The sequence below is a fragment of the Enterobacter sp. TCD1-1 genome (assembly GCF_020567405.1).
GTDB classification, from domain to species: Bacteria; Pseudomonadota; Gammaproteobacteria; order Enterobacterales; family Enterobacteriaceae; genus Enterobacter; species Enterobacter quasiroggenkampii.
Genome location: NZ_JAJCXF010000001.1, coordinates 1776114 through 1798302, shown reverse-complemented (window position 1 = coordinate 1798302; position 22189 = coordinate 1776114). Strand labels below are relative to the sequence as shown.

Below are 22189 nucleotides of genomic sequence, written 5' to 3'. Positions count from 1 at the left end.
GAGACGGTGCGCAAGCACCGTCGTTCATACCCGAATCGATAATATGCGGCCTAAGCGGTAGCGATTTCCTCATCGATTTCATCCATCATTTTAGCATAATGTTTTTCATCTCCTGTTGCTGAGAATATACTTTTTAGCTGTTTGAGGTACTTGTCTGGGTCAATGTCACCCATATCGGTGATATTCACAGAGTCAGAATGAGAACCTCGGTTTATGTATCGATAAAACGCCCTAAAATCGCTATTGTTCTCATCTTTTTCGAGTTTAGTTAGTTCATCTTGTAAGGAGTCTGTTCTGTGAACAAAGCCAAAATAGTATTCTAAAATGTTTCTCATTATGTTTGGTATTATGATTTTATTGACCTTTTCTTCTTTAGCGTCTTTTAATATTTGCCAAAGTGATTGATACTCATTTTGTATACTATTTTTTTGTATTTCGGTGATGGTGCTAAATTCATTCTTAGTGATTCTAAAAAGACGGTAATCACGCTTGAAGTTTTTGTCATTTTTACTTTTAGGAGATAATTTTATCAACTCATGGAAAAAATAGAGATTGTGAGTGAGTATTAGTATTTTTTTTGTGGTTTCATTTTTAATTAGTTCATGATGAATGATTGATGCTATATCATAAACATAATTTTGTGAAAGGCTAGATATTGGGTCATCAATGATTATTAAATTATCTCTGTTATCTTCGTCGTCTTTATCCGTTTTCCCTTTGCAACATTCCAAGAAATAAAGAAAAGTAATTAATGTTTTCTCTCCTTCACTAAGGGATTTGTATACATCATCATTTTCATCATTGTCTGAACGGGAAATGATGTACATATCCTTATTTTCTTCGTGTTTTTTTACACTAAAGCCATATATGCCTAAACTTTTCAGTCTCAAGTTGATAGACTCGATTGTTTCATCGATGTTCGAAATCTGTTCTCTCAGTTCTTTAATGTTTTTAGTATTATCCTTTCCTTGATTTTCAATTTCTTTCATTTCATCAAGAATCTTTTTGTGGTTATCTTGAAAGGTCTTTTCGTGAGCAGCTAAGGCATTTAATTCTGGATTGCAAAAGTTTCTAAGAGCTGGCCATATTTTACTTTTAACTGCGTTTTCGGTTTCCTTGAACTTTGCAACTTTAAGATTAATATCTTTAATTATTGTATTATAATCTGCAATGCACTTAATTATCTTTTGTTCGATTGACTCATCACTCTCAAGTATGATGATAGATGAAGGGTTATGAAGTTTGCTGATTATTTGATCTATATTCCTACTTGCAATTTCATCTAAAATTTTGATGTAAGAAGTGGTGATTTCTCTATCCTCTTCAGTTATCAGTTCACAAGTAGATATTTCTTGAGTTAATTTTTGATAAATTGGTTTCGTAGCTAACTCATAAGCTGATTTAATTGCGCTTATTTGATTTGTTTTATTAGAGTAACTTTCATCAAAGATAGACTCAATTGCCTCTATGAATTTAGCATTGATTGTGCTTTCTTGGCAGAATGGGCATAAATTATCTTTAAGATAAAGTTCTTTCCCTTTTTTTACCCAGTCAAGATTTTGAAGTCGTTTTATTGTTTCTGATAAATAACTGTTACTTGAGTCTATAATAGGTGTGGCTAATAGTTTCTTATCTTCTTCTGAAAGTGCAAATGATAACAAAGCAGTGATGAGAGGTATTTCTTTATTTTTGTACTTTATCAGTTCGCTGTACTCTTTAGATAGTTGCTCCAAGTTTGCGATTGGTAATGCAAGTGTTTTTTGTAATTGAGCGAAAAAAGCCTTTTTGCTCCCTAGTGGACCTCGCATGACGTTTTTTAGATCAGACGATCTTATCGATTCTGTTTTTACCCAAATGGCCTCGATGCAGTCATTTTCTTTGGTGTTTTGTTCTTCTTTTAATTTTGTTGCTGCATCTCTTTTATTCCGGTATTGTTCTTTTAAATCTTGTCTTAAGCCTTCTTTTATTGCTAGATCCTTTTCTATATCTGCATTTTTCTTACTTAGAGTGAATACACCTTTTTGTTCTTTTGCATGATAGAAGTTATCTTCGATAAATTTTGAATTATAAACGATTGGGCGATAGTCGTTTAGTGATGGACATTCGCATTCTGCAAAATCTTTGTGGGTCGTATTGTAAAAGAAATTTGAGATTGTAGATTTCCCACAACCGTTTTGACCATATAGAATATTTATTTTCTTTGAGAGGTCTACATTCGTGAAAATGTTTTTATTGTAACTTGTGACATTTTTTAGCCTAAGTTCCATGTTTACGCCTCATTTGTCATATATGATTTGTGTGTAGTGTTAGGTTGCTAACTAGCCCCCTAAAGCATAAAGATCTATCTTAAGTCTGTGGGGGTTTCAAGCGCAAAAATAGTAGGGCTCATAACTACTTATAATTTTAGTGATATAGCGCAACCTTGAGTTGAAAATCATTCAAATTCAGCAGCTTTAGCAGTGCATGACATCGGTGCGTGAATTTGCATACATTTTTTATTAAGGAGTTTACCTGCCAGCGCCAGCACTGACGCGGTTCGGCACTTCAGATGCACGTGCATTAAATCCGCCACATTAAGCGGGCAGGCGAGGCGGGGATAGCACTGCGCGCCAGACGTGGTGACAGGATTTATTTTGCGCGTCTGTGCGCGTCGTGATGTGGTGCTGTGATGTGAAGTCGATCAAGGTGATGTCGGGGCGCTTGCGTCGTATGTGCAGCGTCTGACGTGCTTTGAGGGTTTGCCGCCCGGAGGCGGCATTTTGGGCGGGGTTAGTCGGTCTCGATGCTGTAATCCTTAAAGCGGATCACCTCCATCCCGAGCCAGTCGTTTATCTCTTTGAAACGCTCCTGCAGCGGCGTTAGCTCGTTACGCACAAACACCCGCGCCACCTTCTCGATATCCCCCATTGAGCCGATATTTTCAGGCTTGCCGCCCATGAGCTGGAACGGCACGCGGTGCGCATCGAGCAGGTCGGCGGCGCTCACCTTCTTGATGTTAAAAAAATCATCCTTCGTGGCGACTTCACTCAGCGGCACGATCTTAATGCCGTCCGGTTTCCCGTTCGGGGCGTAGAAAAACAGGTTTTTAAAATTCCCGAGCCCTTTCGAGTCGCGCATCGCGGAGCGCAGCGCCTCGACGTCGGTGCTGCTTTGCGCCGCGTCGGTCACGTACATGATGTAACCCGCGTGCGCGCCGTTCTGGTAATACTTGCGACGAAACAGCGTGGCGGATTCATTCAGCCAGGCGGAATTGAGCGCGCTCAGGTATTCCGGCATCCCGTAGAGCTCCTGATTGATATCGGGCTCAAGCAGATGGCACACCGAACCGGGGGCGAACTGATGCGGGTGCGTATAGTCCGACACGTACCAGTAAACGCCATCCTCCACTCCACGGCGTGTGTATTTGGCCGGTGAGGTTTCAAGCTTCATGAGCTGGCCGGTCACGCTCATACGCTTTTCAAGGTAGCCGTTGGCAAACACCAGATAATCGAGCACGAGGCGGCTAAAGTCCTGACGCGACAGCAACGGGTGCGGGATAAACGTGCTGGTCAGAATGTTGCGTTTGACGTAAATCGGGGAGCTGTGGTGCACGGCGGCGCGCAGGCTTTTTGCCAGTCCCGAGAAGTTGACCGGCGGCTCGTACCATTTGCCGTTGTTGATGCATTCGACATAATCGAGAATGTCGCGGCGATCCAGAACGGGGGAGGGCTCACCAAAGGTGAACGCCTCTATTTTCTGCGACGCGCTGGCGGTCATGTTGGTCTGTTTTGGCTGTTTCTTTTGGCGCTTTTTCATCTTAGTTAATATCCAGAATTGAGCTTGATTGCATACCGCTTCCGGCGGAAAGCGGCTCGTTTAACAGTGCGTGCATGGTCGCCCACGCGATATCCGCGTGGCTGGCTTCCTCGCTGCGGCTGGCTTCATAGGTCGCGCTGCGGCCGCTGCTGGTCATGGTTTTGCGGATAGCCATAAATGACTGAGTGATGTCGGTCGCACCGGCGTCATATTCCAGACATCCGCGCCTGATGGTGTCTTTTGCTTTCAGCACCATTGCGGTTTTCATTTCCGGCGTGTAGCGGATGGCGCGCGCCGCGGGGAAGAATGAGCGCACGAGCTGGTAAACACCCTGGCCGATGCCGGTCGCATCGATGCCGATATAGTCAACGGTGTATTTCTCGGTCAGCGCCCGGATGGCCTCGGCTTGTGCGGCAAAGTCCATACCTTTCCACTGGTGACGCTCAAGGATGCGGAACTTGCCACCGGCAACCAGCGGCGGAGCCAGTACCGCACAGCCTGCGCTGTCGCCGGTGTGTGACGGGTCATAGCCAATCCAGACAGGACGCCAGTTAAACGGACGGTCGGCGAACGGCTCGAAGTCCTCCCATTCTTCCATCGCATCGACCATGCAGCGCTGCAGCTCCTCGAACGGGAATACCGACGCCTTATCGTCGACGAACTCGCACATAAACAGGTTACGGAAGTCATCCGCGCTGTTTTCCTGCTTAAGCTGGTCGAGGTTAAACAGGGTACAGCCACCGACAAGCGCGTCCTCAATGGTGACAATCTGCCGCCACTGTCCATCACCGCACAGCACGCCACCGGCGAGCGCCTGATGACTGATATCAATGTCGACACGTTCGTCGCGGTTGCTGCGGCCACGGTTAAACAGCTCGCCTGACCAGAACGGGTACGCGCCGTGCGCCAGCGTCGACGGCGTCGAAAAATAGGTGGTGCGCAGGTGCGACTGCGAGGCCATGCCCGAGGCGACTTTGCGCAGCTTCTGAAAATTGGGGATCCAGAAAATTTCATCGACATACAGGTCGCCGTTGTGGCTCTGCGCGGTGTTGGAATTGGTCCCGAGAAAAATCAGCTCAGCGCCATTGTTGCCGATGACGATCGGGTCGCCTGACAGGTCGACGTCAACCAGACGGGCAAAGGCGATGATGTACTTACGGAAAACGTAAGCCTGCGTTTTACTGGCCGACAAAAATATCTGGTTTTGCCCGGTTTTGAGCGCGCGCAGGAGGGACTCGCGCGCAAAGTAGAATGTCGCGCCAATCTGTCGCGATTTCAGGATGTGGCGGATGCGGTGCTCTAACCCCGCTTTATGCCAGCGGAGCTGATAGTCAAACGACTGGTCGAAGAAAATCTCCTCCAGTTTCTCTATGGCCTCCTCGCTGAAATAATTTCGTTTCGGCTTTTTGCGATCCCCTTTGTTGCGGCTGGCGATATTGGGGTTTAAATCCACCTCGTTTCCGGTCTGGCCGTAGCGGTTAACGCGCGCGAGCCGCTCCATCTGGCGCGACAGAAAATCAGCGACTTTGAAGTCATGCGCGGTCAGGTCTGGCTTTGCGTAGAGCTGGATAAGTCGCGCCTCTAGCGTCGATTCCACGCGGTTAATCGGCGCGGTTTCTTCCCATCCATCACGCTGTTTCCAGCTCTGCACGGTCGGGCGCTTGAGCTGCAGCATGTCGCTGATTTGCGGCACGGCGAACCCCTGCCAGTACAACAGCCGCGCCTGTCGTCGCGGGTCATTTAACAGAGAAAGGTCAGTTGAAATGGTCATGCTTGCCTCGTTTTTGGTATGACGTGGCAAGGCTAAGGAAATGGGGAACTATTCGCGCTAAGTGCCTGTTGTGTCAGATCTAATCAGATCGTAAGCGGTGGCTGATACGGGGCAGAGTCGGGAAACTAAACCCGACCCGAAAACCCAACATCAGGACACCTGAACAATGGCAAAGAAAGTTTCTAAATGGTTTCGCATCGGCGTCGAGGGTGACACCTGCGATGGCCGCGTCATTAGCGGCGATGACATTCAGGATATGGCCGACACGTTCGACCCCCGCGTCTACGGCTGCCGCATTAACCTCGAACATATCCGGGGGCTGATGCCTGACAGTCCGTTTAAACGCTATGGCGATGTAACCGAGCTTAAGGCGGAGATTATCGGTGATGACTCTGTCCTCAACGGCAAAAAGGCGCTGTTTGCCAAAATTGCCCCGCTTGACGAGCTGGTCAGCATGGTGCGTGCCGGGCAGAAGGTTTACACCTCCATGGAGATCCGCCCGAACTTCTCGAACAGCGGCAAGTGCTACCTCATCGGGCTGGCCGTCACCGATGACCCGGCAAGCCTCGGCACGGAATACCTCGAATTCTGCAGCCGCGCCGCGCAGAACCCGCTCGCCGGTAAAAAAGACCAGCCGGACGACGTTTTCTCTGTGGCCTCACTGGCTGCGCTGGAGTTTGAGGACGTTCCCGACACCATGTTCAACAACCTGACCGATAAGGTTAAAGCCATTTTTGGCCGTAAGCAGGCCAGCGATGACGCCCGTTTCGCCGATGTACATGAGGCGGTGACCACAGTTACCGAGCAGGTACAAACCAATCTCAACGCCACCGACCAGCGCGTCACCGAGCTGGAGACCGCTTTTGCGCTGCTTAAGCAGGACGTGACCAGCAAAGTTGATGAAAACGCGCAGGCGTTTACCTCCCTGAAAAGCTCCCTCGATAACACCGAAAGCCAGAGCCAGCCGCGCCGCGAGCTTTCAAAAGGCGGCATGGGCGACGAGCTGCTGACCAACTGCTGATAACGCGCCGGGCGCGTTGCCCGGCCTGAACCCTTTTACCCGAACAGGAAAAACCATGCGTAAAGATACCCGCTTCAAATTTAATGCCTACCTGTCCCGCGTCGCGGAGCTGAACGGTATTTCCACCGATGATGTGGCGAAGAAATTCACAGTCGAGCCGTCGGTCACGCAAACCCTGATGACCACCCTGCAGATGTCATCCGCGTTTCTGACCAAAATCAACATCGTGCCGGTCGACGAGCTGAAAGGCGAAAAAGTCGGCGTCGGCGTTAACGGTACGATTGCGAGCACCGCCGACACCGCCGGTGATGATGAGCGTAAAACCGCTGATTTCACCGCGCTGGAGTCATTCAAATACGAGTGTGACCAGATTAACTTCGACTTCCATATCCGCTACAAACAACTCGACCTGTGGGCGCGATTCCAGGACTTCCAGACCCGTATCCGTGACGCCATCATCAAACGTCAGTCGCTGGATTTCATCATGGCTGGTTTCAACGGCATCGAGCGCGCTGCTACCTCCGACCGCAAAAAAAATCCACTGCTGCAGGACGTCGCCATCGGCTGGCTGCAGAAATACCGCAATCAGGCACCCGCGCGCGTGATGTCCAAAATCACCGACGAGGACGGCAAGGTCATTTCCGAGGTGATCCGCGTGGGTAAAAACGGCGACTATGCGAACCTCGATGCGCTGGTCATGGATGCCACCGGCAACCTGATTGACGAGATTTATCAGGATGACCCGGAGCTGGTTGTCATCACCGGCCGTAAGCTGATGGCAGATAAATATTTCCCTATCGTCAACAAAGAGCAGGAAAACACCGAGTCGCTGGCCGCTGACATCATCATCAGCCAGAAACGTATCGGCAACCTGCCAGCCGTGCGCGTGCCTTACTTCCCGGCAAATGCCCTGATGGTGACGCGTCTCGACAACCTGTCTGTCTACTTCATGGATGACGCGCACCGTCGCAGCATCATCGAGAACCCGAAGAAAGACCGCATCGAAAACTACGAGTCAATGAATGTTGACTATGTGGTCGAGGCTTACGCCGCAGGTTGCCTGATTGAAAACATCAAGCTCGGTGACTTCACCGCACCTGCAGCACCGGAAAGCGGAGAGTAAGCCATGACGAGTCCCGCAGCGCGTCACATGATGCGGGTCTCGGCCTCTGAAACTGCGCAGCGGGCTGCCGTCCCGCTGCGCAATGCAACTGCCTATGAGCAGATGCTCGTTAAGCTGGCCGCAGACAACCGCACGCTGAAACAAATCCGATCCAATGAGCGCAAGGCAGACAAAAAGCGCGAACTACTGCCGTTCTATCTGCCGTGGGTCGCTGGCGTCCTCGAAAACGGCAAAGGCGCGCAGGATGACATCGTCATGACGGTGATGCTCTGGCGTCTCGATGCTGACGATATCGCCGGGGCGCTGGAAATTGCCCGTTATGCCATGACCTACGGCCTGACCATGCCGACCGGTCGACGTCCGACGCCTTACCTTCTGGCCGAAGAGGTGGCACTGGCCGCGCAACGCCTGCTTGCTGCTAAACAGCCGGTCGAACTGGCGAACCTGCTCGACACCCTCGCGCTGACCGAGCGCGCGGATATGCCCGACATCGTGCGCGCGAAGCTGCACAAAATCACCGGCTACGTGCTGCGTGATGCGGAGCAACTGCCGGAGGCGCTGGCGCACCTGCAGCGTGCGATCCAGTTAGAGAGCACCATCGGCGTACGAAAAGACATTGAGCAGTTAGAGCGTCAGCTCAGGCCAAAGCCTGAACCGGCAGCGAAAACGAAAACGACTCAACCGCGCACGCGCAAAGTCGCCGCTAAACCGGCGGCACGGCGCGGGCGTCCACCAAAGGCGGCAAAAGCCGCAGGTTAAACGAGCGCTCCCCGAGCCGGGCGGCACGCCGGTCAATGCGGGTATCAATTGCCCTGACTGCGACCGGCGTCCACCGCCCACCCATTACCCGAGGTTGTCATGACGACGCTGATTATTGAGCCAAAAAAAGAGCCGCAGGATGTGCTGGGCGTGGTGATACCGCCACCGGGCGTGAGCGAGCCGGTAATCAAAAACACCCCGTTTTTTCCTGACGTTGATCCGAAGCGCGTGCGGGAAGAAATGCGACTGGAGCAGACCGTTTCCCCCGTTCGCCTGCGCCGGGCGATTAAGACCGCGATCGCGGAGACTAACGCGGAGCTGAGCGACTGGCGCGAAATTCAGCTCAATGCCGGTTACGCCACGCTGGCGGATGTCCCGACCGACAAGCTCGACGGCGAGAGCGTGCGCGTTTTCCACTACTTCAACGCCGTGTGCTCGATGACGACGGCCACGCTTTATGAACGTTTTCGCGGCGTGGATGCGACCGCCAAAGGCGACAAAAAAGCCGACAGCATCGACAGCACTATCGATGAAATGTGGCGGGATATGCGCTGGTCTGTGGCGCGCATCCAGGACAAAGCGCGCTGCATTGTGGGGCAAATCTGATGAAAGCGTATGCGCTGCAGGGCGACACCCTCGACGCGATTTGCGCCCGGTGCTACGGGCGCACTGAGGGCGTGGTCGAAACCGTCTTAGAGGCAAATCCCGGTCTGTCTGAGCTCGGCGTTATCCTGCCGCACGGCACGGCAGTAGAGCTGCCCGAGACCGAGAGCGCGGCCAGAACAGAAACGGTGAATCTATGGGACTGAGTATGGAAAAAATCACCACGTTTATCGCCTACTGGCTGGCCGTGGGGCTGGCATATGTCGGGGCAATGTCCCCCGAAAAGATGGCGCTTTACGTGGGCGGCGGATGCGCCATTTTTACCGCGCTGACGAACTACTGGTTTAAGCGCAAGACGTACCTCTATCTGACATCGCTCGGACTCGATAAAGGGGCTATTCGTGAAATCAATTGTTAAAAAATGCAGTGTGGCTGCCGTGCTGGCGCTGGCAGCGCTGATGCCTGACTTTCGTCTGCTTAACACCTCGCCCGGGGGGCTGGCGCTGATTGCCGACCTCGAAGGTTGTCGCCTGACGCCTTACCAGTGCAGCGCGGGAGTGTGGACGTCGGGCATCGGCCACACTGCAGGCGTCGTGCCGAAGGGAGAAATCACCGAGCGTCAGGCGGCGGCGAACCTTGTCGCGGATGTGCTGAACGTCGAGAAACGTCTGGCCGTATGCGCGCCGGTGAAAATGCCGCAGCACGTTTACGACGCGCTGGTCAGTTTCTCATTCAACGTGGGAACCGGCGCGGCCTGCCGGTCGACGCTGGTCTCGTTTATCAAACGCCAGCAATGGCCGCAGGCGTGCGACCAGCTCACCCGCTGGGTTTACGTGAATGGCGAAATTAACAAGGGGCTGGAAAACCGCCGCGCGCGCGAGCGTGCCTACTGTCTCAGGGGGATTCAATGAAAGTGATGTTGTTTTTACTGGCCGCGCTGATGGCGGTTGTGCTCTGGCTGCGTCATGAAAACGGCAACCTGACGCGCTCTTTTGAACGGACAAACAGGGTCGCGACGGAACAAAAAAACGTGATCGGGATGCTGGAAAATCAGCTTTCCGTATCGAGACGAATCGCCAGGACAAACGAAACCGCGCAGGTCAGTTTACGCGGCGAACTGCTGGCCGCCGGTGCGATGGCCGTGCGGCGTGAAGAAACCATTACGAGGCTGATTAATGAGAATGAAACGTTACGCCGCTGGTACAGCGCTGAGCTGCCTGATGTTGTGCGTCGGCTGCACACCCGCGCCGCCTGTGCCTCCGCCGGTCATTGTTTACAGCGCCTGCCCGAAAGTGAGCTATTGCCCGATGCCGGGAAGCGACCCGGCCACTAATGGCGACCTGAGCGCAGATATTCGCAGGCTTGAGCACGCGCTCGCCGCCTGCGCGCTGCAGGTTGAAACCGTCAAAGACTGTCAGGATAAACTCGATGAAGAAAGCACGCAGCCTGCGCGAAGCGCTGATTAAAGCCGTTCCACAACTGGAAACAAACCCCGAAATGATGCGCATTTTTGCCGATGAGGGAAATATCGACGCGCGGCTCGCGGCCTCGCTGTCGCACGAGAAAATTTATACCCTGAATGTGATCGTGTGTGACTTTGTCGGTGACCCTGACCTGATTTTCGTGCCGGTGGCCGCATGGCTCAGGGAAAACCAGCCGGATATCAGCACGCTTGATGACGGCCGCAAAAAGGGCTACCGTTTCCAGATGGATTTGAACGACGGGGACAGCGTCGATATCAGCATCAGCCTGCGGCTCACCGAGCGCACCCTCATCAAAGAGGAAAACGGCGCGCTGCACGTAAGCTATGCCCCTGAGCCTCCGCTGCCGGAGCCCGTCACCCGGCCTAAAGAACTCTATATCAACGGCGAACTGGTGAGCAAATGGGATGAGTGAATTTAAGCCCTTTGAAGACAGGCTCAATGGTCTGATTGCTGCCCTGTCACCGGCATCGCGCAGGAAGCTGGCCGGGGAGATTGCAAAGGAGCTGCGCAAGTCGCAACAGCAACGTATCAAACAGCAAAAAGCCCCGGACGGCTCACCGTATCAGGCGCGAAAGCGTCAGCCTCTCAGGGCTAAGACCGGGCGGATTAAACGGGCGATGTTTCAGAAGCTCCGCACAAGCCGGTACATGAAAGCCACTGGCCGCGAAAGCAGCGCCGTGGTGGAGTTTATCGTCAAAGTGCAGCGTATCGCGCGTGTCCATCAGTACGGCCTCAAAGATCGGCCAAATGCGCACGCGCAGGACGTGCAGTACGCAGAGCGCCAGCTACTCGGACTCAGCATGGCGGATAAAAAAATAGTCGATGTATTGGTGTTAAAATATTTTGAATAAGTTTGCAATGATTATCCGGGCTAAAGTTGAATTGCTGCCCGGATAATAAATAGGTGAAAAGTGAGGTGGTGAAAATGCTACCTTTTTTTTCGTAATTTACGATTTTGATATGAAAGTTTTATATTGCTACCGATAGTTAATAATCTACCAAGGATTTTATATGTAAACCAATTGATATGTTCTGCCTCAAAAGTATCTTTGAACCTGTGATGGTAGTTTCTCTCTCTAACACTTTCAGCATCTATCACTTCTACTTTAGTACATTTCAGATGTCCATTAATTGCTTGCTCAAGCAGGAAATTTTCCAAGTTCTCACGTGTTGAAATTGCTTCTGATGTAAGTTCGATGTTTCCAAATCTAGGGTAGTGGGTGTCTGACGAGTAGACAGGTGTCGAATTGATATATCCATCCTCGGTGGTTAACTTTACTAAATATTTGAATTCGTTTCCGTAATGACCTATTTTCTCATGTGGGTACATTGGCTGTATACAGATGGTTAAATGATTGCGAAAGAAATCGAAAACCGGATCCCATCGTTTAATGCGTTTTTTGACTACATATTTTCCTTGGGAAGTGGAAAGTACAATATTTATTTTTGAATTTCTGGAGGTAAGGAGTTTATTTAATTTTACCCTAACCATGTTTGAACAGTAGAGATCAACGGGGTCATAATTGTATGTGAAGGATTCGTATGATTTTAGAATTTTGGGGTCGCCTTCAAAATCATTCATCTCAATGTAATAGTTGTGGCCTATTTTTATAAATATTTTAAAGATGATTACTGACCTATCCTTGAAATTTTCAAGGGTTATGCTTCCTACGTATTTATCTTCCGCGTAAATGGTTGAATGTATGTTGAATTGCCCTCTAATGTACATTCCGGATTTTCGTCTGTAATTCCTTACTGCAAAATAAAGTGCGAATAATCCAATGAAAGGGGCAAGTTCTTTAAGGTTTAATGTTAACTCCAAAGAATTTCTCTCCATGAATGTTAGTAGCAGTTAGAGATTTGAGGTTGCTAGTTGATGGATGTGAAACATTATGTCATCAGAGAGCTACGCTGACCACTGGTAGATAAATTAATTTATATCAGCCAATGAATTGGATAAACATAAATTTTGAGGTAAACAGTGAATAGTGCTGAGTCAAAATTCTTTTCCTGCGTACATGAATTCATGAGCGTTGTAACAGACACCACAAAACACCGTTAAATTGCCGCTGGCCCCGCCCGGCGGCATCCTTTCCCCATGAATAATCTAAATTCTCTGCAGGAAATCGCACGCGCGATCCGCAACCTTATCCGCACCGGCATCGTGACCGACGTCGACCACGACGAGGGGCTTTGTCGTGTCCAGACCGGCGGCATGGAAACAACCTGGCTGAACTGGCTTACCTGTCGCGCCGGTCGCTCGCGCGTATGGTGGGCTCCGTCCGTTGGTGAGCAGGTGCTTTTACTGGCTGTCGGCGGCGAACTCGACACCGCGTTTGTGCTGCCCGGTATTTTCTCGGATGACCATCCCGCACCGTCTGCCTCCCCTGATGCGCTTCATGTGTCTTTTCCTGACGGGGCGGTTATCGAGTACGAACCCGAAAACGGCGCGCTCACCGTGTCAGGTATCAAAACCGCAGACGTCACCGCGTCGGACTCCATTACGGCCACCGTGCCGGAGGTGCTGGTGAAAGCGTCGAGCCGCATCACGCTCGACACGCCGGAGGTGGTTTGCACCAACAAGCTGACGACCGGCACGCTCGAAGTGAAGAAAGGCGGCACCATGCGCGGGAACATCGAGCACACCGGCGGGACACTGAAATCAAACGGCGTGCAGGTGGATAACCACGCGCACGGCAACGTACAGAGCGGCGGAAGCTGGACTAAGGGGACGCAATGACGGTGCGTTATCTGGGAATGAACAGCCAGACCGGCCTCAGTATCTCTGAGGTTGAGCATATCCGGCAAAGCGTGCGCGACATTCTGGTCACGCCGGTTGGCTCGCGCGTCATGCGCCGTGAATACGGCTCGCTTCTGTCGCAGATGATTGACCAGCCGCAAACCCCGGCGCTGCGCCTGCAGATTATGGCCGCGTGCTATTCCGCGATCCAGAAGTGGGAGCCCCGCGTAAATCTCACGACCATCACCTTTGAACGGTCGGAGACCGACGGCGGGCTGTATGTCGACATCACCGGCACCCGCTCCACCGGCGGCCAGCCTTTTTTACTCACCATTCCACTGAGTTAAACGCTATGGCAATTGTTGACCTTAACCAGCTCGCCGCGCCTGACGTCGTGGAAGAACTGGACTATGAAACCATCCTGAGCGAGCGAAAGGCGACGCTCGTTTCGCTGTACCCGGAAGACCAGCAGGACGCGATCGCGCGCACGCTGTCGCTTGAGTCCGAGCCGCTGGTGAAGCTGCTGCAGGAAAACGCCTACCGGGAAGTTATCTGGCGACAGCGCGTCAACGAGGCCGCGCGTGCGGTCATGCTGGCCTACGCCACCGGCGCAGACCTCGACCAGATAGGCGGAAATTACAACGTTGAGCGCCTTGTCATCACCCCTGCAGAAGACACGACGTTACCGCCGACGCCTGCCGTGATGGAGTCGGACACCGACTACCGTCTGCGCATTCAGCAGGCCTTTGAGGGGCTGAGTACCGCAGGCTCTACCGGCTCCTATCAGTTTCACGGTCGCAGCGCTGACGGGCGGGTCGCTGATATTTCGGTCATCAGTCCCGCGCCTGCGTGTGTCACGGTCACGGTGCTGTCACGCGAAAATAACGGCGTGGCATCTGACGAGCTGCTCGCCATCGTGCGCACCGCGCTGAACGATGAGGACGTCAGGCCGGTCGCAGACCGCGTGACCGTGCAGTCGGCAAACATTGTCGACTATAAAATCACCGCATCGCTTTATCTTTACCCCGGTCCTGAAAGCGAACCGGTGCTCAGTGCGGCGAAAGCAAAGCTGCAGGCGTATATCACCGCGCAGCACCGCCTCGGGCGCGATATCCGCAAATCAGCGATTTATGCCGCGCTCCATGTCGAAGGCGTGCAGCGTGTCGAGCTGGCCGAACCGGTGGCCGACATAGTGCTCGATGACACGCAGGCGTCATGGTGCAGTGAGTACGGCGTGACGATCGGGGGCAACGATGAATGATACCCGCCTGCTGCCGGTGGGCTCGTCACCGCTTGAGGTGGCGGCGGCGCGCGCCTGCGCTGAGATTGAAAATACCCCCGTTCCGCTGCGTCGCCTCTGGAGTCCTGACGACTGCCCGGCAAACCTGCTGCCGTGGCTGGCGTGGGCGTTTTCCGTTGACCGCTGGGATGAGAACTGGCCGGAGGCCACAAAGCGGGATGTGATCCGCGCGGCGTGGTTTATCCATGCGCACAAAGGAACGATTGGGGCAGTGCGCCGCGTGGTGGAGCCCCTCGGCTACCTGATTAACGCTTCCGAGTGGTGGGAAACTAACGACCCGCCCGGCACGTTTCGCCTCGATATCGGTGTGTTAGAGACCGGCATCACCGAGGAAATGTACTACGAGATGGAGCGGCTCATTGCCGATGCAAAGCCAGCCAGTCGCCATCTTATCGGCCTCAACATTATTCAGGACGTGCCGGGTTATCTGTACACCGGCGCGCTGACGTATGACGGCGACACCATCACGGTTTACCCGGATAAGTGAGAACACCATGACAGTAAAATATAAAACGGTCATCACCAAAGCCGGTGCGATTAAGCTTGCTGCAGCGACCGTCCCGAACGGGAAAAAAGTGATTTTTACGGCGATGGCCATCGGTGACGGTGGCGGCACATTGCCAGTGCCTGATGCCAGCCAGACAAAGCTCGTCAATGAAGTCTGGCGCCATACGCTGAACAAAATCAGCCAGGACAACAAGAATCAAAATTATGTGATCGCCGAGCTGCTCATCCCGCCAGAAACCGGCGGTTTCTGGATGCGCGAAATGGGTCTATATGACGACACCGGCACGCTGATTGCCGTCGGCAACATGGCGGAAAGCTACAAGCCGGAGCTGGCTGAGGGATCAGGCCGCGCGCAGACCGTGCGTATGGTCATCATGGTAAGCGACATCGAGTCAGTCGAGCTGACGATTGACACCTCAACGGTGATGGCAACGCAGGACTATGTCGACGACAGGCTCGCGGAGCATGAGCAGTCCCGCCGTCATCCTGACGCCACACTGACCGAAAAGGGTTTCACGCAGCTCAGCAGTGATACCGACAGCACCTCTGAGACGCTCGCAGCGACGCCGAAAGCGATCAAGGCCGCGTATGACCTTGCTAATGGTAAATATACGGCTCAGGACGCGACCACGGCGCAAAAGGGTATCGTCCAGCTCAGTAGCGCCACCGACAGCACGTCTGAGACGCTCGCAGCCACACCAAAGGCCGTGAAGACCGTCAATGATGACGTGACAAAGCTCAAAAAAAGCCTTGGTACCGCCGCAGGTAAAAATGTACAGGAGAGCCGCGACGACATTACGCCGGGGCGCGTGCTGGTTAACGGTGGTGCGCTCGCGATTCGGTCTGTTGCAGCAAGAGCAGGCACAGCTCTTGCTGATGCCAGCGCCCTCCCGGCTAACTCTGTGAGCTTCTGTTATGCCGATGCAGCATTTTCACCGGGTTATGAGGCGACGATTCTTGATGTGGGTGGGCTCGGTGGCGATGGCTATCGTGTGCAATATGCCGCGTCTTATTCCGATGGCGGGAAACGGCTTAAATTCCGTACGCTGAATGCAGATAATGGCTACTGGGGAAGCTGGACGAGTGTCTTAACGAATTACGGCGGAAGTGTTGAATATTTAGATAATGCAAATTACTACAGCTGCAAGTCAGATTACTGGATGGGAGGCGGCGGTTTTGCACATCAGTACACTAACAGAACTGCACCGTTCTATGTTCCGGGTTTTACCGCGCCAGCAGGTGTTTCGAATTATTTTCCACTTATTAAAGGGTCTACGACAATAGCGGGACAAGGTTGGGGCTCTGCCGTTAGTTTTGGAATACTGCGCAGCGGCAGTAACGATTTTGGCTCGGCAGTGATCCATATCATTGGGGATTCTGGCAGTGGTGCCCTTTTTGGATTTGACGCCAACGGTACATTTAATAGTCAGGGAGAAGTAAGAGCCGGGTCAAACGTTGTTGCCTCACAAGCCCTTTATGAATCTGGCGGGCTGGTAAGGGTCTACTCTTCAAATAACCCGCCGCCAAAAGTTGCGTACACCCCGGCGGAGAGCGATTACCGTTATAACCTTAAAAATTCGGCAGCCTTAGGCGGATTCGGGTGGGAGAAAGACAATTCAACAGGTGTGATAAAGCAATGGGGCATCGCAACGCGTGCGGCGAATTCGACGCGTATCACCTTCCCAACTGCTTTCCCCAATGGCTGCACCAATGTGCAGTTAACGTTAGTCTGGGCTGGGGGATTCCACGACCAGAATATCTACGTTCAGGATGCTGATGCATGGGGGTTTACCTTTGTTGCAGGCAGTGGCGAGCCCAATGCCTACTATGAGGCGCGAGGTTATTAAAATGGGATATGTTTATCGCCCCAAAACGGGGGCATTTTACAGCGATCTACTGGAAGCTGATTACCGCGCCGCCGGAACGTGGCCGGGATTTTTTGTGCGCGTAACTGATGAAGATTACCGCAATCTTATGGATGGGCTTGCACAGGGGAAAATCATTGTCCCGAATAAGCAGTGCTATCCGGTATTGCAGGAGCCACCGGCTCCAACACGTGACGAACTTATCGCGGAGGCGGAGGAAAAACGCAGGGATTTGATTGAGTCGGCGCTGCAGTCGGTTTCCGTTATCCAGCTCAAGCAAATGAACGGGCGCAGTTTAACCGACAAAGAAGTCGCCAGACTGAATGACGTGCTCGATTATATTGACGCGGTTGAGGCGACCGATACCCAAACCGCCCCGGATATTCACTGGCCTGAATTAGCCGCGTGACCAGAGCCCTCCACCCGGAGGGCTTTTGTTTGTTGTTTTATCCCTCCGCCAACGCCATTGTATCGCGCCTGCAGAATACACAACAGAAAATAGTCGCACCCCTTAACCACGGAGTTAAACAGATGGGCGACTATCATCACGGCGTCGAGGTCATCGAGATTAATGATGGCACGCGCACCATTTCCACCGTCTCGACGGCCATCATCGGCATGGTCTGCACGGCCAGCGATGCTGACGAAAAGACGTTTCCCCTTAACGAGCCGGTGCTGATTACCAGCGTGCAAACGGCTATCGGTAAAGCCGGTATAAAAGGCACGCTGTCAAAATCCCTGCTGGCCATCGCCGACCAGTGCAAGCCGGTCATTGTGGTGGTGCGCGTTCCCGAAGGCACCGACGACCCGTCAGACCCGGAAGCGGCGCAGAAAGAAACCATTTCGAACATCATCGGCACGACCGACGAAAACGGCAAATACACCGGGCTGAAAGCGCTGTTAACGGCGAAAACCGTCACCGGCGTTAAGCCGCGCATTCTCGGCGTGCCGGGGCTGGATACGCAGGAAGTGGCGACCGCCCTTGCGTCAACCTGCCAGAGCCTGCGCGCGTTCGGCTATGTGAGCGCGTGGGGCTGTAAGACCATTTCCGACGCCATCAAATACCGTGAGAACTTCAGCCAGCGCGAGCTCATGGTGATTCACCCTGATTTTCTGGCATGGGACACCACGGCGAACGAAACCGATATTGCATGGGCGACCGCCCGCGCGCTCGGCCTGCGCGCCAGAATCGACCAGGAAACCGGCTGGCACAAAACGCTGTCTAATGTGGGCGTAAATGGCGTCACCGGCGTCAGTGCCTCGGTGTCATGGGATTTGCAGGAGCGGGCCACCGACGCGAACCTGTTAAATCAGGCCGGTGTCACCACGCTGATTCGAAACGACGGCTTTAAATTTTGGGGTAACCGCACCTGCTCGGACGATCCGTTATTCGTGTTTGAAAACTACACCCGCACGGCGCAGGTGCTGGCCGACACAATGGCTGAGGCGCACGCGTGGGCGATGGATAAGCCCGTTTCCGCAACGCTTATCCGCGACATCGTCGCCGGCATCAATGCCAAATTCCGCGAGCTGAAAAATAACGGCTATATCGTTGACGGCTCCTGCTGGTACGACCCGGAGTCAAACAGCGTGGAAACCCTCAAAGCCGGGAAGCTGTATATCGATTACGACTACACCCCCGTCCCGCCGCTGGAAAACCTGACCCTGCGCCAGCGCATCACCGATACCTATCTGGCAGACCTGTCAGACTCGGTCAACAGCTAAGGAGCTCAGAGCATGGCGTTACCACGCAAACTGAAATACCTGAATATGTTTAACGACGGTCTCAGCTACATGGGCGTCGTTGAATCCGTCACCCTGCCAAAGCTGACCCGCAAGCTTGAGAAGTATCGCGGCGGCGGGATGCCGGGCTCGGTCTCTGTCGACCTCGGCCTCGACGACGACGCGCTGTCGCTTGAGTGGACGCTGGGCGGCCTGCCTGACGTCGCGCTGTGGGCGCAATATGCGTCACCGGGTGCCGACAGCGTGCCGCTGCGCTTCACCGGCTCATTCCAGCGCGATGACACCGGCGCAATTTCCGCCGTTGAGGTGGTCATGCGTGGCCGTCACAAGGAGTACGACGGCGGCGAAAACAAACAGGGCGAAAGCGGCACGACCAAAATCGCGACCGAGTGCTCTTACTACCAGCTCACGATCGACGGCAAAGAGGTCATTGAGATTGACGTCGTCAACATGGTGATGAAAGTCGACGGCGTCGACCGTCTCGCTGAGCACCGCCGGGCGATTGGCCTGTAACCGGTTAACCGGTCAGCCAGGCTGGCCGGTAACTTACTCACATTCAAAGAGAGCAACATCATGGAAAACATCAACGAAACCGCCACCACCGAAACCGAAAACCCGAGCATTGTGATCCTCGATAATCCCATCATGCGCGGTGAGCAAAAAATCGAACAGGTGACCGTGTCCAAACCCAACGCCGGGACTCTGCGCGGTGTGAGTCTGGCCTCGCTGGTTAACTCTGACGTCGATGCGCTGATTAAGGTGTTGCCGCGCATGACGTACCCGGCGCTGACCGAGCCCGAGGTCATGCGTCTGGAAGCGTCAGACCTGATTTTGTTCGCCGGTAAGGTGGTCGGTTTTTTGTCGCCATCTTCGGCTCGCTGACCTTCCCCGATAACCTTTCGGTCGATGACCTGATGGCGGATATCGCGGTGATATTTCACTGGCCGCCATCAGAGCTAAATTCCCTGAGCGTGACCGAGCTCATCACATGGCGCGAAAAGGCGCTGCAGCGAAGCGGACACCACCATGAGCAATAACGTCAGGATTGAGGTACTGCTGAACGCAGTAGACCGGGCAAGCCGACCGCTCAAAGCTATCCAGACTGCCAGCAAGACCCTTGCTGGCGATATCCGCACTTCTCAAAACAGCTTGCGCGATCTGAATGCGCAGGCTGGCCGAATTGACGGATTCAGGAAAGCGAGCGCACAGCTTGCCGTGACAGGCCAGTCGCTTAACAAGGCGAAACAGGAAGCCGCCGCGCTGGCCGTCCAGTTTAAAAACACGCAGAACCCTACAACCGCGCAGGCGCGCGCGATGGAGGAGGCAAAGAAATCCGCCGCTGACCTGCAGCTCAAATACAACAGCCTCAGGCAGTCGGTACAGCGCCAGCGCACCGAGCTCGCGCAGGCCGGGATTAACACCCGTACTCTCTCGGCGGATGAGCGCCGCCTGAAAACCAGCGTCAGTGAGACGACCGCTCAGCTTAACCGGCAGCGCGAGGCGCTAGCGCGGGTCAGTCAACAGCAGGCGCGGCTGAGTCGCGTTAAAGAGCGTTATCAGGCCGGTAAGTCCCTTGCCGGAGGCGCTGCAGCAGCAGGCGCGGCGGGCGTCGGTATCGCCACGGCGGGAACGATCGCCGGAGTAAAATTACTCACACCCGGTTATGACTTTGCACAGAAAAACTCTGAACTGCAGGCCGTGCTCGGAGTCGATAAACAGTCACCCGAAATGGAGGCGCTGCGCAAACAGGCGCGCCAACTCGGGGACAATACCGCTGCGTCTGCAGATGATGCGGCGAGCGCACAGATTATCATTGCGAAAAGCGGCGGGGATGCCGCAGCGATTCAGGCGGCGACGCCGGTCACGCTGAATATGGCGCTGTCTAACCGGCGCTCGATGGAAGAAAACGCCGCGCTGCTGACGGGGATGAAATCCGCGTTTCAGATGTCTAACGACCAGATCGCGCACATTGGCGACGTGCTGTCGATGACGATGAACAAAACGGCCGCTGACTTTGACGGACTGAGCGATGCGCTGACGTATGCTGCGCCAGTGGCAAAAAATGCCGGGGTCAGTATCGAGCAGACCGCCGCAATGGTCGGCGCACTCCATGACGCCAAAATCACCGGCTCGATGGCGGGGACGGGCAGCCGTGCCGTCCTGAGTCGCCTGCAGGCTCCGACCGGTAAGGCATACGAGGCCATTAAAGAGCTCGGCGTTAAAACGTCTGACAGCAAGGGCAACACGCGCCCGATATTCGCCATTCTGAAAGAAATGCAGCGCAGTTTTGAGAAAAACAATCTCGGAACAAGCCAGAAGGGCGAGTACATGAAAACCATCTTTGGTGAGGAAGCCAGCTCGGCGGCGGCGGTACTGATGACCGCGGCCTCAAACGGCAAACTCGACCAGCTCATGGCGGCGTTTAAAGCCTCGGACGGGAAAACCGCTGAGCTGGTCAAAATCATGCAGGACAACCTCGGCGGCGACTTTAAAGAATTCCAGTCAGCCTATGAGGCCGTCGGTACTGACCTGTTTGACCAGCAGGAAGGCTCACTGCGTGAGCTCACTAAAACCGCCACGAAATATGTTTTAAAGCTCGACGGCTGGATCACCAATAACAAAACACTTGCGTCAACCATCGGGTTAATTGCAGGTGGTGGGCTGGCGCTGATTGGCGTGCTGGGCGGGATTGGCCTGATAGCGTGGCCGGTGGTAACGGGTTTCAACGTGATTATGGCCGCTGCCGGTGTTCTCGGTGCAAATCTGGCCGCAATGGGGGCAGCCATTGTCTCTGTGCTCGGGGCGCTTACCTGGCCGATTGTGGCTATTGGCGTTGCCATCATCGCCGGTGCGCTGCTCATCCGCAAATACTGGGAGCCAATAAGCGCATTTTTCTCAGGCGTAATGGAGGGGATAAAGCAGGCTTTTGCCCCTGTAGTGGAGTTATTCGAACCGTTAAAGCCGGTTTTTGACTGGCTGGGTGACAAACTTAAAGCGGCGTGGCAGTGGTTTAAAGACCTGATTGCACCGGTTAAGTCGACGCAGGAGACGCTCGACAGCTGCAAAAATGCGGGTGTGATGTTCGGTAAGATGCTGGCCGAAGCGCTGATGTTACCGCTCAAAAGCTTTAATACATTGCGTACCGGCGTTAACTGGCTGCTGGAAAAGCTCGGGGTTATCAATAAAGAATCGAGCGACCTTGACCAGAAGGCCGCTAAAGCCAGTGCCGCCACCGGCTCGCAAAATGGGTCTTATATTCCGGCAACCTCAGCATATGGCGGTTATCAGGCATATCAGCCGCTAACGGCACCCACTGGTAAGACTTACGTCGACCAGAGCAAGCCTGAATACAACATCAACCTGAATGGTGGCATCGCGCCGGGCAGCGACCTTGACCGGCAGCTCCGCGAGGCCGTCGATAAACTCGACCGTGAAAACCGTGCGCGTCAGCGCTCAAGTATGCGTCATGACTGAGGGG

The 22189-nt window shown here is 53.6% G+C and carries 26 protein-coding genes; 22 read left to right on the top strand and 4 right to left on the bottom strand.

The genetic code is table 11. The annotated features are described in order from the left end of the window. Positions 1–50: 50 nt before the first annotated feature. The 3 genes from LJA86_RS08755 to LJA86_RS08745 form a co-directional block, all read right to left on the bottom strand. Complete coding sequence (locus tag LJA86_RS08755; protein ID WP_229226027.1) at positions 51–2267, bottom strand: AAA family ATPase; 2217 nt, start codon at positions 2265–2267, stop codon at positions 51–53. A gap of 502 nt (positions 2268–2769) precedes the next feature. After that, positions 2770–3795 carry a phage portal protein gene (locus LJA86_RS08750; protein ID WP_032674964.1) on the bottom strand — a complete coding sequence of 342 codons (1026 nt, stop codon included), beginning with the start codon at positions 3793–3795 and terminating at the stop codon, positions 2770–2772. A gap of 1 nt (position 3796) precedes the next feature. After that, entirely contained in the window at positions 3797–5566 is a 1770-nt protein-coding gene (locus tag LJA86_RS08745; protein WP_229226026.1) for a terminase ATPase subunit family protein, read from the bottom strand. 166 nt (positions 5567–5732) lie between these two features. Between LJA86_RS08745 and LJA86_RS08740 the strand changes: the two genes are divergently transcribed. The 11 genes from LJA86_RS08740 to LJA86_RS08690 all read left to right on the top strand — a co-directional run bounded on the left by LJA86_RS08740 (position 5733) and on the right by LJA86_RS08690 (position 11407). Further along, positions 5733–6587 (top strand): GPO family capsid scaffolding protein, encoded by an 855-nt coding sequence (locus LJA86_RS08740; protein ID WP_229226025.1) that lies wholly within the window; start codon positions 5733–5735, stop codon positions 6585–6587. A 55-nt stretch (positions 6588–6642) separates the two neighbouring features. Next, positions 6643–7710, top strand: a complete 1068-nt coding sequence (locus tag LJA86_RS08735; protein WP_032674961.1) for a phage major capsid protein, P2 family — start codon at positions 6643–6645, stop codon at positions 7708–7710. Positions 7711–7713: 3 nt separating this feature from the next. Further along, entirely contained in the window at positions 7714–8469 is a 756-nt protein-coding gene (locus LJA86_RS08730) for a terminase endonuclease subunit (RefSeq protein WP_032674960.1), read from the top strand. Between the two features lie 99 nt (positions 8470–8568). Next, on the top strand, positions 8569–9075 hold the full coding sequence (locus tag LJA86_RS08725; RefSeq protein ID WP_050595300.1) for a head completion/stabilization protein: 507 nt from the start codon (positions 8569–8571) through the stop codon (positions 9073–9075). Continuing rightward, complete coding sequence (locus LJA86_RS08720) at positions 9075–9278, top strand: tail protein X (RefSeq protein WP_229226024.1); 204 nt, start codon at positions 9075–9077, stop codon at positions 9276–9278. The genes LJA86_RS08725 and LJA86_RS08720 overlap by 1 nt, the downstream gene beginning before the upstream one ends. Then, positions 9269–9490, top strand: a complete 222-nt coding sequence (locus LJA86_RS08715) for a hypothetical protein (protein WP_032674959.1) — start codon at positions 9269–9271, stop codon at positions 9488–9490. Before LJA86_RS08720 ends, LJA86_RS08715 begins: the two co-directional genes overlap by 10 nt. Beyond that, positions 9474–9983, top strand: a complete 510-nt coding sequence (locus LJA86_RS08710) for a lysozyme (protein WP_032666307.1) — start codon at positions 9474–9476, stop codon at positions 9981–9983. The genes LJA86_RS08715 and LJA86_RS08710 overlap by 17 nt, the downstream gene beginning before the upstream one ends. Further along, a complete protein-coding gene (gene lysB / locus LJA86_RS08705; RefSeq protein WP_229226023.1) occupies positions 9980–10405 on the top strand; it encodes an Rz-like lysis system protein LysB in 426 nt (141 codons plus the stop codon). Before LJA86_RS08710 ends, lysB begins: the two co-directional genes overlap by 4 nt. After that, positions 10293–10538 carry an Rz1-like lysis system protein LysC gene (gene lysC, locus LJA86_RS08700; RefSeq protein WP_074173243.1) on the top strand — a complete coding sequence of 82 codons (246 nt, stop codon included), beginning with the start codon at positions 10293–10295 and terminating at the stop codon, positions 10536–10538. Before lysB ends, lysC begins: the two co-directional genes overlap by 113 nt. Continuing rightward, the gene (locus LJA86_RS08695) at positions 10501–10968 is read left to right on the top strand and encodes a phage tail protein (protein ID WP_229226022.1); all 468 of its coding nucleotides are present in this window, start codon (positions 10501–10503) and stop codon (positions 10966–10968) included. The genes lysC and LJA86_RS08695 overlap by 38 nt, the downstream gene beginning before the upstream one ends. Then, positions 10961–11407 (top strand): phage virion morphogenesis protein, encoded by a 447-nt coding sequence (locus tag LJA86_RS08690; RefSeq protein ID WP_229226021.1) that lies wholly within the window; start codon positions 10961–10963, stop codon positions 11405–11407. The genes LJA86_RS08695 and LJA86_RS08690 overlap by 8 nt, the downstream gene beginning before the upstream one ends. A 77-nt stretch (positions 11408–11484) precedes the next feature. Here LJA86_RS08690 and LJA86_RS08685 read toward each other — a convergent pair whose 3' ends face one another. Continuing rightward, positions 11485–12378 carry a hypothetical protein gene (locus LJA86_RS08685; protein WP_162790826.1) on the bottom strand — a complete coding sequence of 298 codons (894 nt, stop codon included), beginning with the start codon at positions 12376–12378 and terminating at the stop codon, positions 11485–11487. A gap of 276 nt (positions 12379–12654) precedes the next feature. Here LJA86_RS08685 and LJA86_RS08680 point away from each other — a divergent pair, with 276 nt between their 5' ends. The 11 genes from LJA86_RS08680 (at position 12655) to LJA86_RS08630 (ending at position 22185) form a co-directional block, all read left to right on the top strand. Further along, on the top strand, positions 12655–13296 hold the full coding sequence (locus LJA86_RS08680) for a phage baseplate assembly protein V (RefSeq protein ID WP_032674954.1): 642 nt from the start codon (positions 12655–12657) through the stop codon (positions 13294–13296). Then, a complete protein-coding gene (locus LJA86_RS08675; RefSeq protein WP_063618480.1) occupies positions 13293–13643 on the top strand; it encodes a GPW/gp25 family protein in 351 nt (116 codons plus the stop codon). The genes LJA86_RS08680 and LJA86_RS08675 overlap by 4 nt, the downstream gene beginning before the upstream one ends. A gap of 5 nt (positions 13644–13648) precedes the next feature. Next, positions 13649–14557: a baseplate assembly protein gene (locus LJA86_RS08670; RefSeq protein ID WP_229226020.1), complete on the top strand. Its 909-nt coding sequence runs from the start codon at positions 13649–13651 to the stop codon at positions 14555–14557. After that, on the top strand, positions 14550–15083 hold the full coding sequence (locus LJA86_RS08665; protein ID WP_229226019.1) for a phage tail protein I: 534 nt from the start codon (positions 14550–14552) through the stop codon (positions 15081–15083). The genes LJA86_RS08670 and LJA86_RS08665 overlap by 8 nt, the downstream gene beginning before the upstream one ends. A 7-nt stretch (positions 15084–15090) precedes the next feature. After that, a complete protein-coding gene (locus tag LJA86_RS08660; RefSeq protein ID WP_229226018.1) occupies positions 15091–16950 on the top strand; it encodes a phage tail protein in 1860 nt (619 codons plus the stop codon). Position 16951: 1 nt separating this feature from the next. Then, on the top strand, positions 16952–17377 hold the full coding sequence (locus tag LJA86_RS08655) for a tail fiber assembly protein (protein WP_032674950.1): 426 nt from the start codon (positions 16952–16954) through the stop codon (positions 17375–17377). Positions 17378–17499: 122 nt separating this feature from the next. After that, complete coding sequence (locus tag LJA86_RS08650) at positions 17500–18693, top strand: phage tail sheath protein (protein ID WP_032674948.1); 1194 nt, start codon at positions 17500–17502, stop codon at positions 18691–18693. Between the two features lie 12 nt (positions 18694–18705). Continuing rightward, positions 18706–19224, top strand: coding sequence for a phage major tail tube protein (locus LJA86_RS08645; RefSeq protein ID WP_032674945.1), 519 nt, complete (start codon positions 18706–18708; stop codon positions 19222–19224). A gap of 60 nt (positions 19225–19284) precedes the next feature. After that, positions 19285–19593, top strand: a complete 309-nt coding sequence (locus LJA86_RS08640; RefSeq protein WP_032674944.1) for a phage tail assembly protein — start codon at positions 19285–19287, stop codon at positions 19591–19593. Continuing rightward, positions 19590–19748, top strand: coding sequence for a GpE family phage tail protein (locus LJA86_RS08635; RefSeq protein WP_240326290.1), 159 nt, complete (start codon positions 19590–19592; stop codon positions 19746–19748). The genes LJA86_RS08640 and LJA86_RS08635 overlap by 4 nt, the downstream gene beginning before the upstream one ends. Beyond that, positions 19738–22185: a phage tail tape measure protein gene (locus tag LJA86_RS08630; protein ID WP_032674943.1), complete on the top strand. Its 2448-nt coding sequence runs from the start codon at positions 19738–19740 to the stop codon at positions 22183–22185. Before LJA86_RS08635 ends, LJA86_RS08630 begins: the two co-directional genes overlap by 11 nt. Positions 22186–22189: the final 4 nt, after the last annotated feature.

Bases quoted from the DNA above. Each gene is read 5' to 3' on its own strand.
- LJA86_RS08755 (WP_229226027.1), bottom strand. From the start codon at position 2,267: ATGGAACTTAGGCTAAAAAATGTCACAAGTTACAATAAAAACATTTTC.
- LJA86_RS08750 (WP_032674964.1), bottom strand. From the start codon at position 3,795: ATGAAAAAGCGCCAAAAGAAACAGCCAAAACAGACCAACATGACCGCC.
- LJA86_RS08745 (WP_229226026.1), bottom strand. From the start codon at position 5,566: ATGACCATTTCAACTGACCTTTCTCTGTTAAATGACCCGCGACGACAG.
- LJA86_RS08740 (WP_229226025.1), top strand. From the start codon at position 5,733: ATGGCAAAGAAAGTTTCTAAATGGTTTCGCATCGGCGTCGAGGGTGAC.
- LJA86_RS08735 (WP_032674961.1), top strand. From the start codon at position 6,643: ATGCGTAAAGATACCCGCTTCAAATTTAATGCCTACCTGTCCCGCGTC.
- LJA86_RS08730 (WP_032674960.1), top strand. From the start codon at position 7,714: ATGACGAGTCCCGCAGCGCGTCACATGATGCGGGTCTCGGCCTCTGAA.
- LJA86_RS08725 (WP_050595300.1), top strand. From the start codon at position 8,569: ATGACGACGCTGATTATTGAGCCAAAAAAAGAGCCGCAGGATGTGCTG.
- LJA86_RS08720 (WP_229226024.1), top strand. From the start codon at position 9,075: ATGAAAGCGTATGCGCTGCAGGGCGACACCCTCGACGCGATTTGCGCC.
- LJA86_RS08715 (WP_032674959.1), top strand. From the start codon at position 9,269: ATGGGACTGAGTATGGAAAAAATCACCACGTTTATCGCCTACTGGCTG.
- lysB (WP_229226023.1), top strand. From the start codon at position 9,980: ATGAAAGTGATGTTGTTTTTACTGGCCGCGCTGATGGCGGTTGTGCTC.
- lysC (WP_074173243.1), top strand. From the start codon at position 10,293: ATGTTGTGCGTCGGCTGCACACCCGCGCCGCCTGTGCCTCCGCCGGTC.
- LJA86_RS08695 (WP_229226022.1), top strand. From the start codon at position 10,501: ATGAAGAAAGCACGCAGCCTGCGCGAAGCGCTGATTAAAGCCGTTCCA.
- LJA86_RS08690 (WP_229226021.1), top strand. From the start codon at position 10,961: ATGAGTGAATTTAAGCCCTTTGAAGACAGGCTCAATGGTCTGATTGCT.
- LJA86_RS08680 (WP_032674954.1), top strand. From the start codon at position 12,655: ATGAATAATCTAAATTCTCTGCAGGAAATCGCACGCGCGATCCGCAAC.
- LJA86_RS08675 (WP_063618480.1), top strand. From the start codon at position 13,293: ATGACGGTGCGTTATCTGGGAATGAACAGCCAGACCGGCCTCAGTATC.
- LJA86_RS08670 (WP_229226020.1), top strand. From the start codon at position 13,649: ATGGCAATTGTTGACCTTAACCAGCTCGCCGCGCCTGACGTCGTGGAA.
- LJA86_RS08665 (WP_229226019.1), top strand. From the start codon at position 14,550: ATGAATGATACCCGCCTGCTGCCGGTGGGCTCGTCACCGCTTGAGGTG.
- LJA86_RS08660 (WP_229226018.1), top strand. From the start codon at position 15,091: ATGACAGTAAAATATAAAACGGTCATCACCAAAGCCGGTGCGATTAAG.
- LJA86_RS08655 (WP_032674950.1), top strand. From the start codon at position 16,952: ATGGGATATGTTTATCGCCCCAAAACGGGGGCATTTTACAGCGATCTA.
- LJA86_RS08650 (WP_032674948.1), top strand. From the start codon at position 17,500: ATGGGCGACTATCATCACGGCGTCGAGGTCATCGAGATTAATGATGGC.
- LJA86_RS08645 (WP_032674945.1), top strand. From the start codon at position 18,706: ATGGCGTTACCACGCAAACTGAAATACCTGAATATGTTTAACGACGGT.
- LJA86_RS08640 (WP_032674944.1), top strand. From the start codon at position 19,285: ATGGAAAACATCAACGAAACCGCCACCACCGAAACCGAAAACCCGAGC.
- LJA86_RS08630 (WP_032674943.1), top strand. From the start codon at position 19,738: ATGAGCAATAACGTCAGGATTGAGGTACTGCTGAACGCAGTAGACCGG.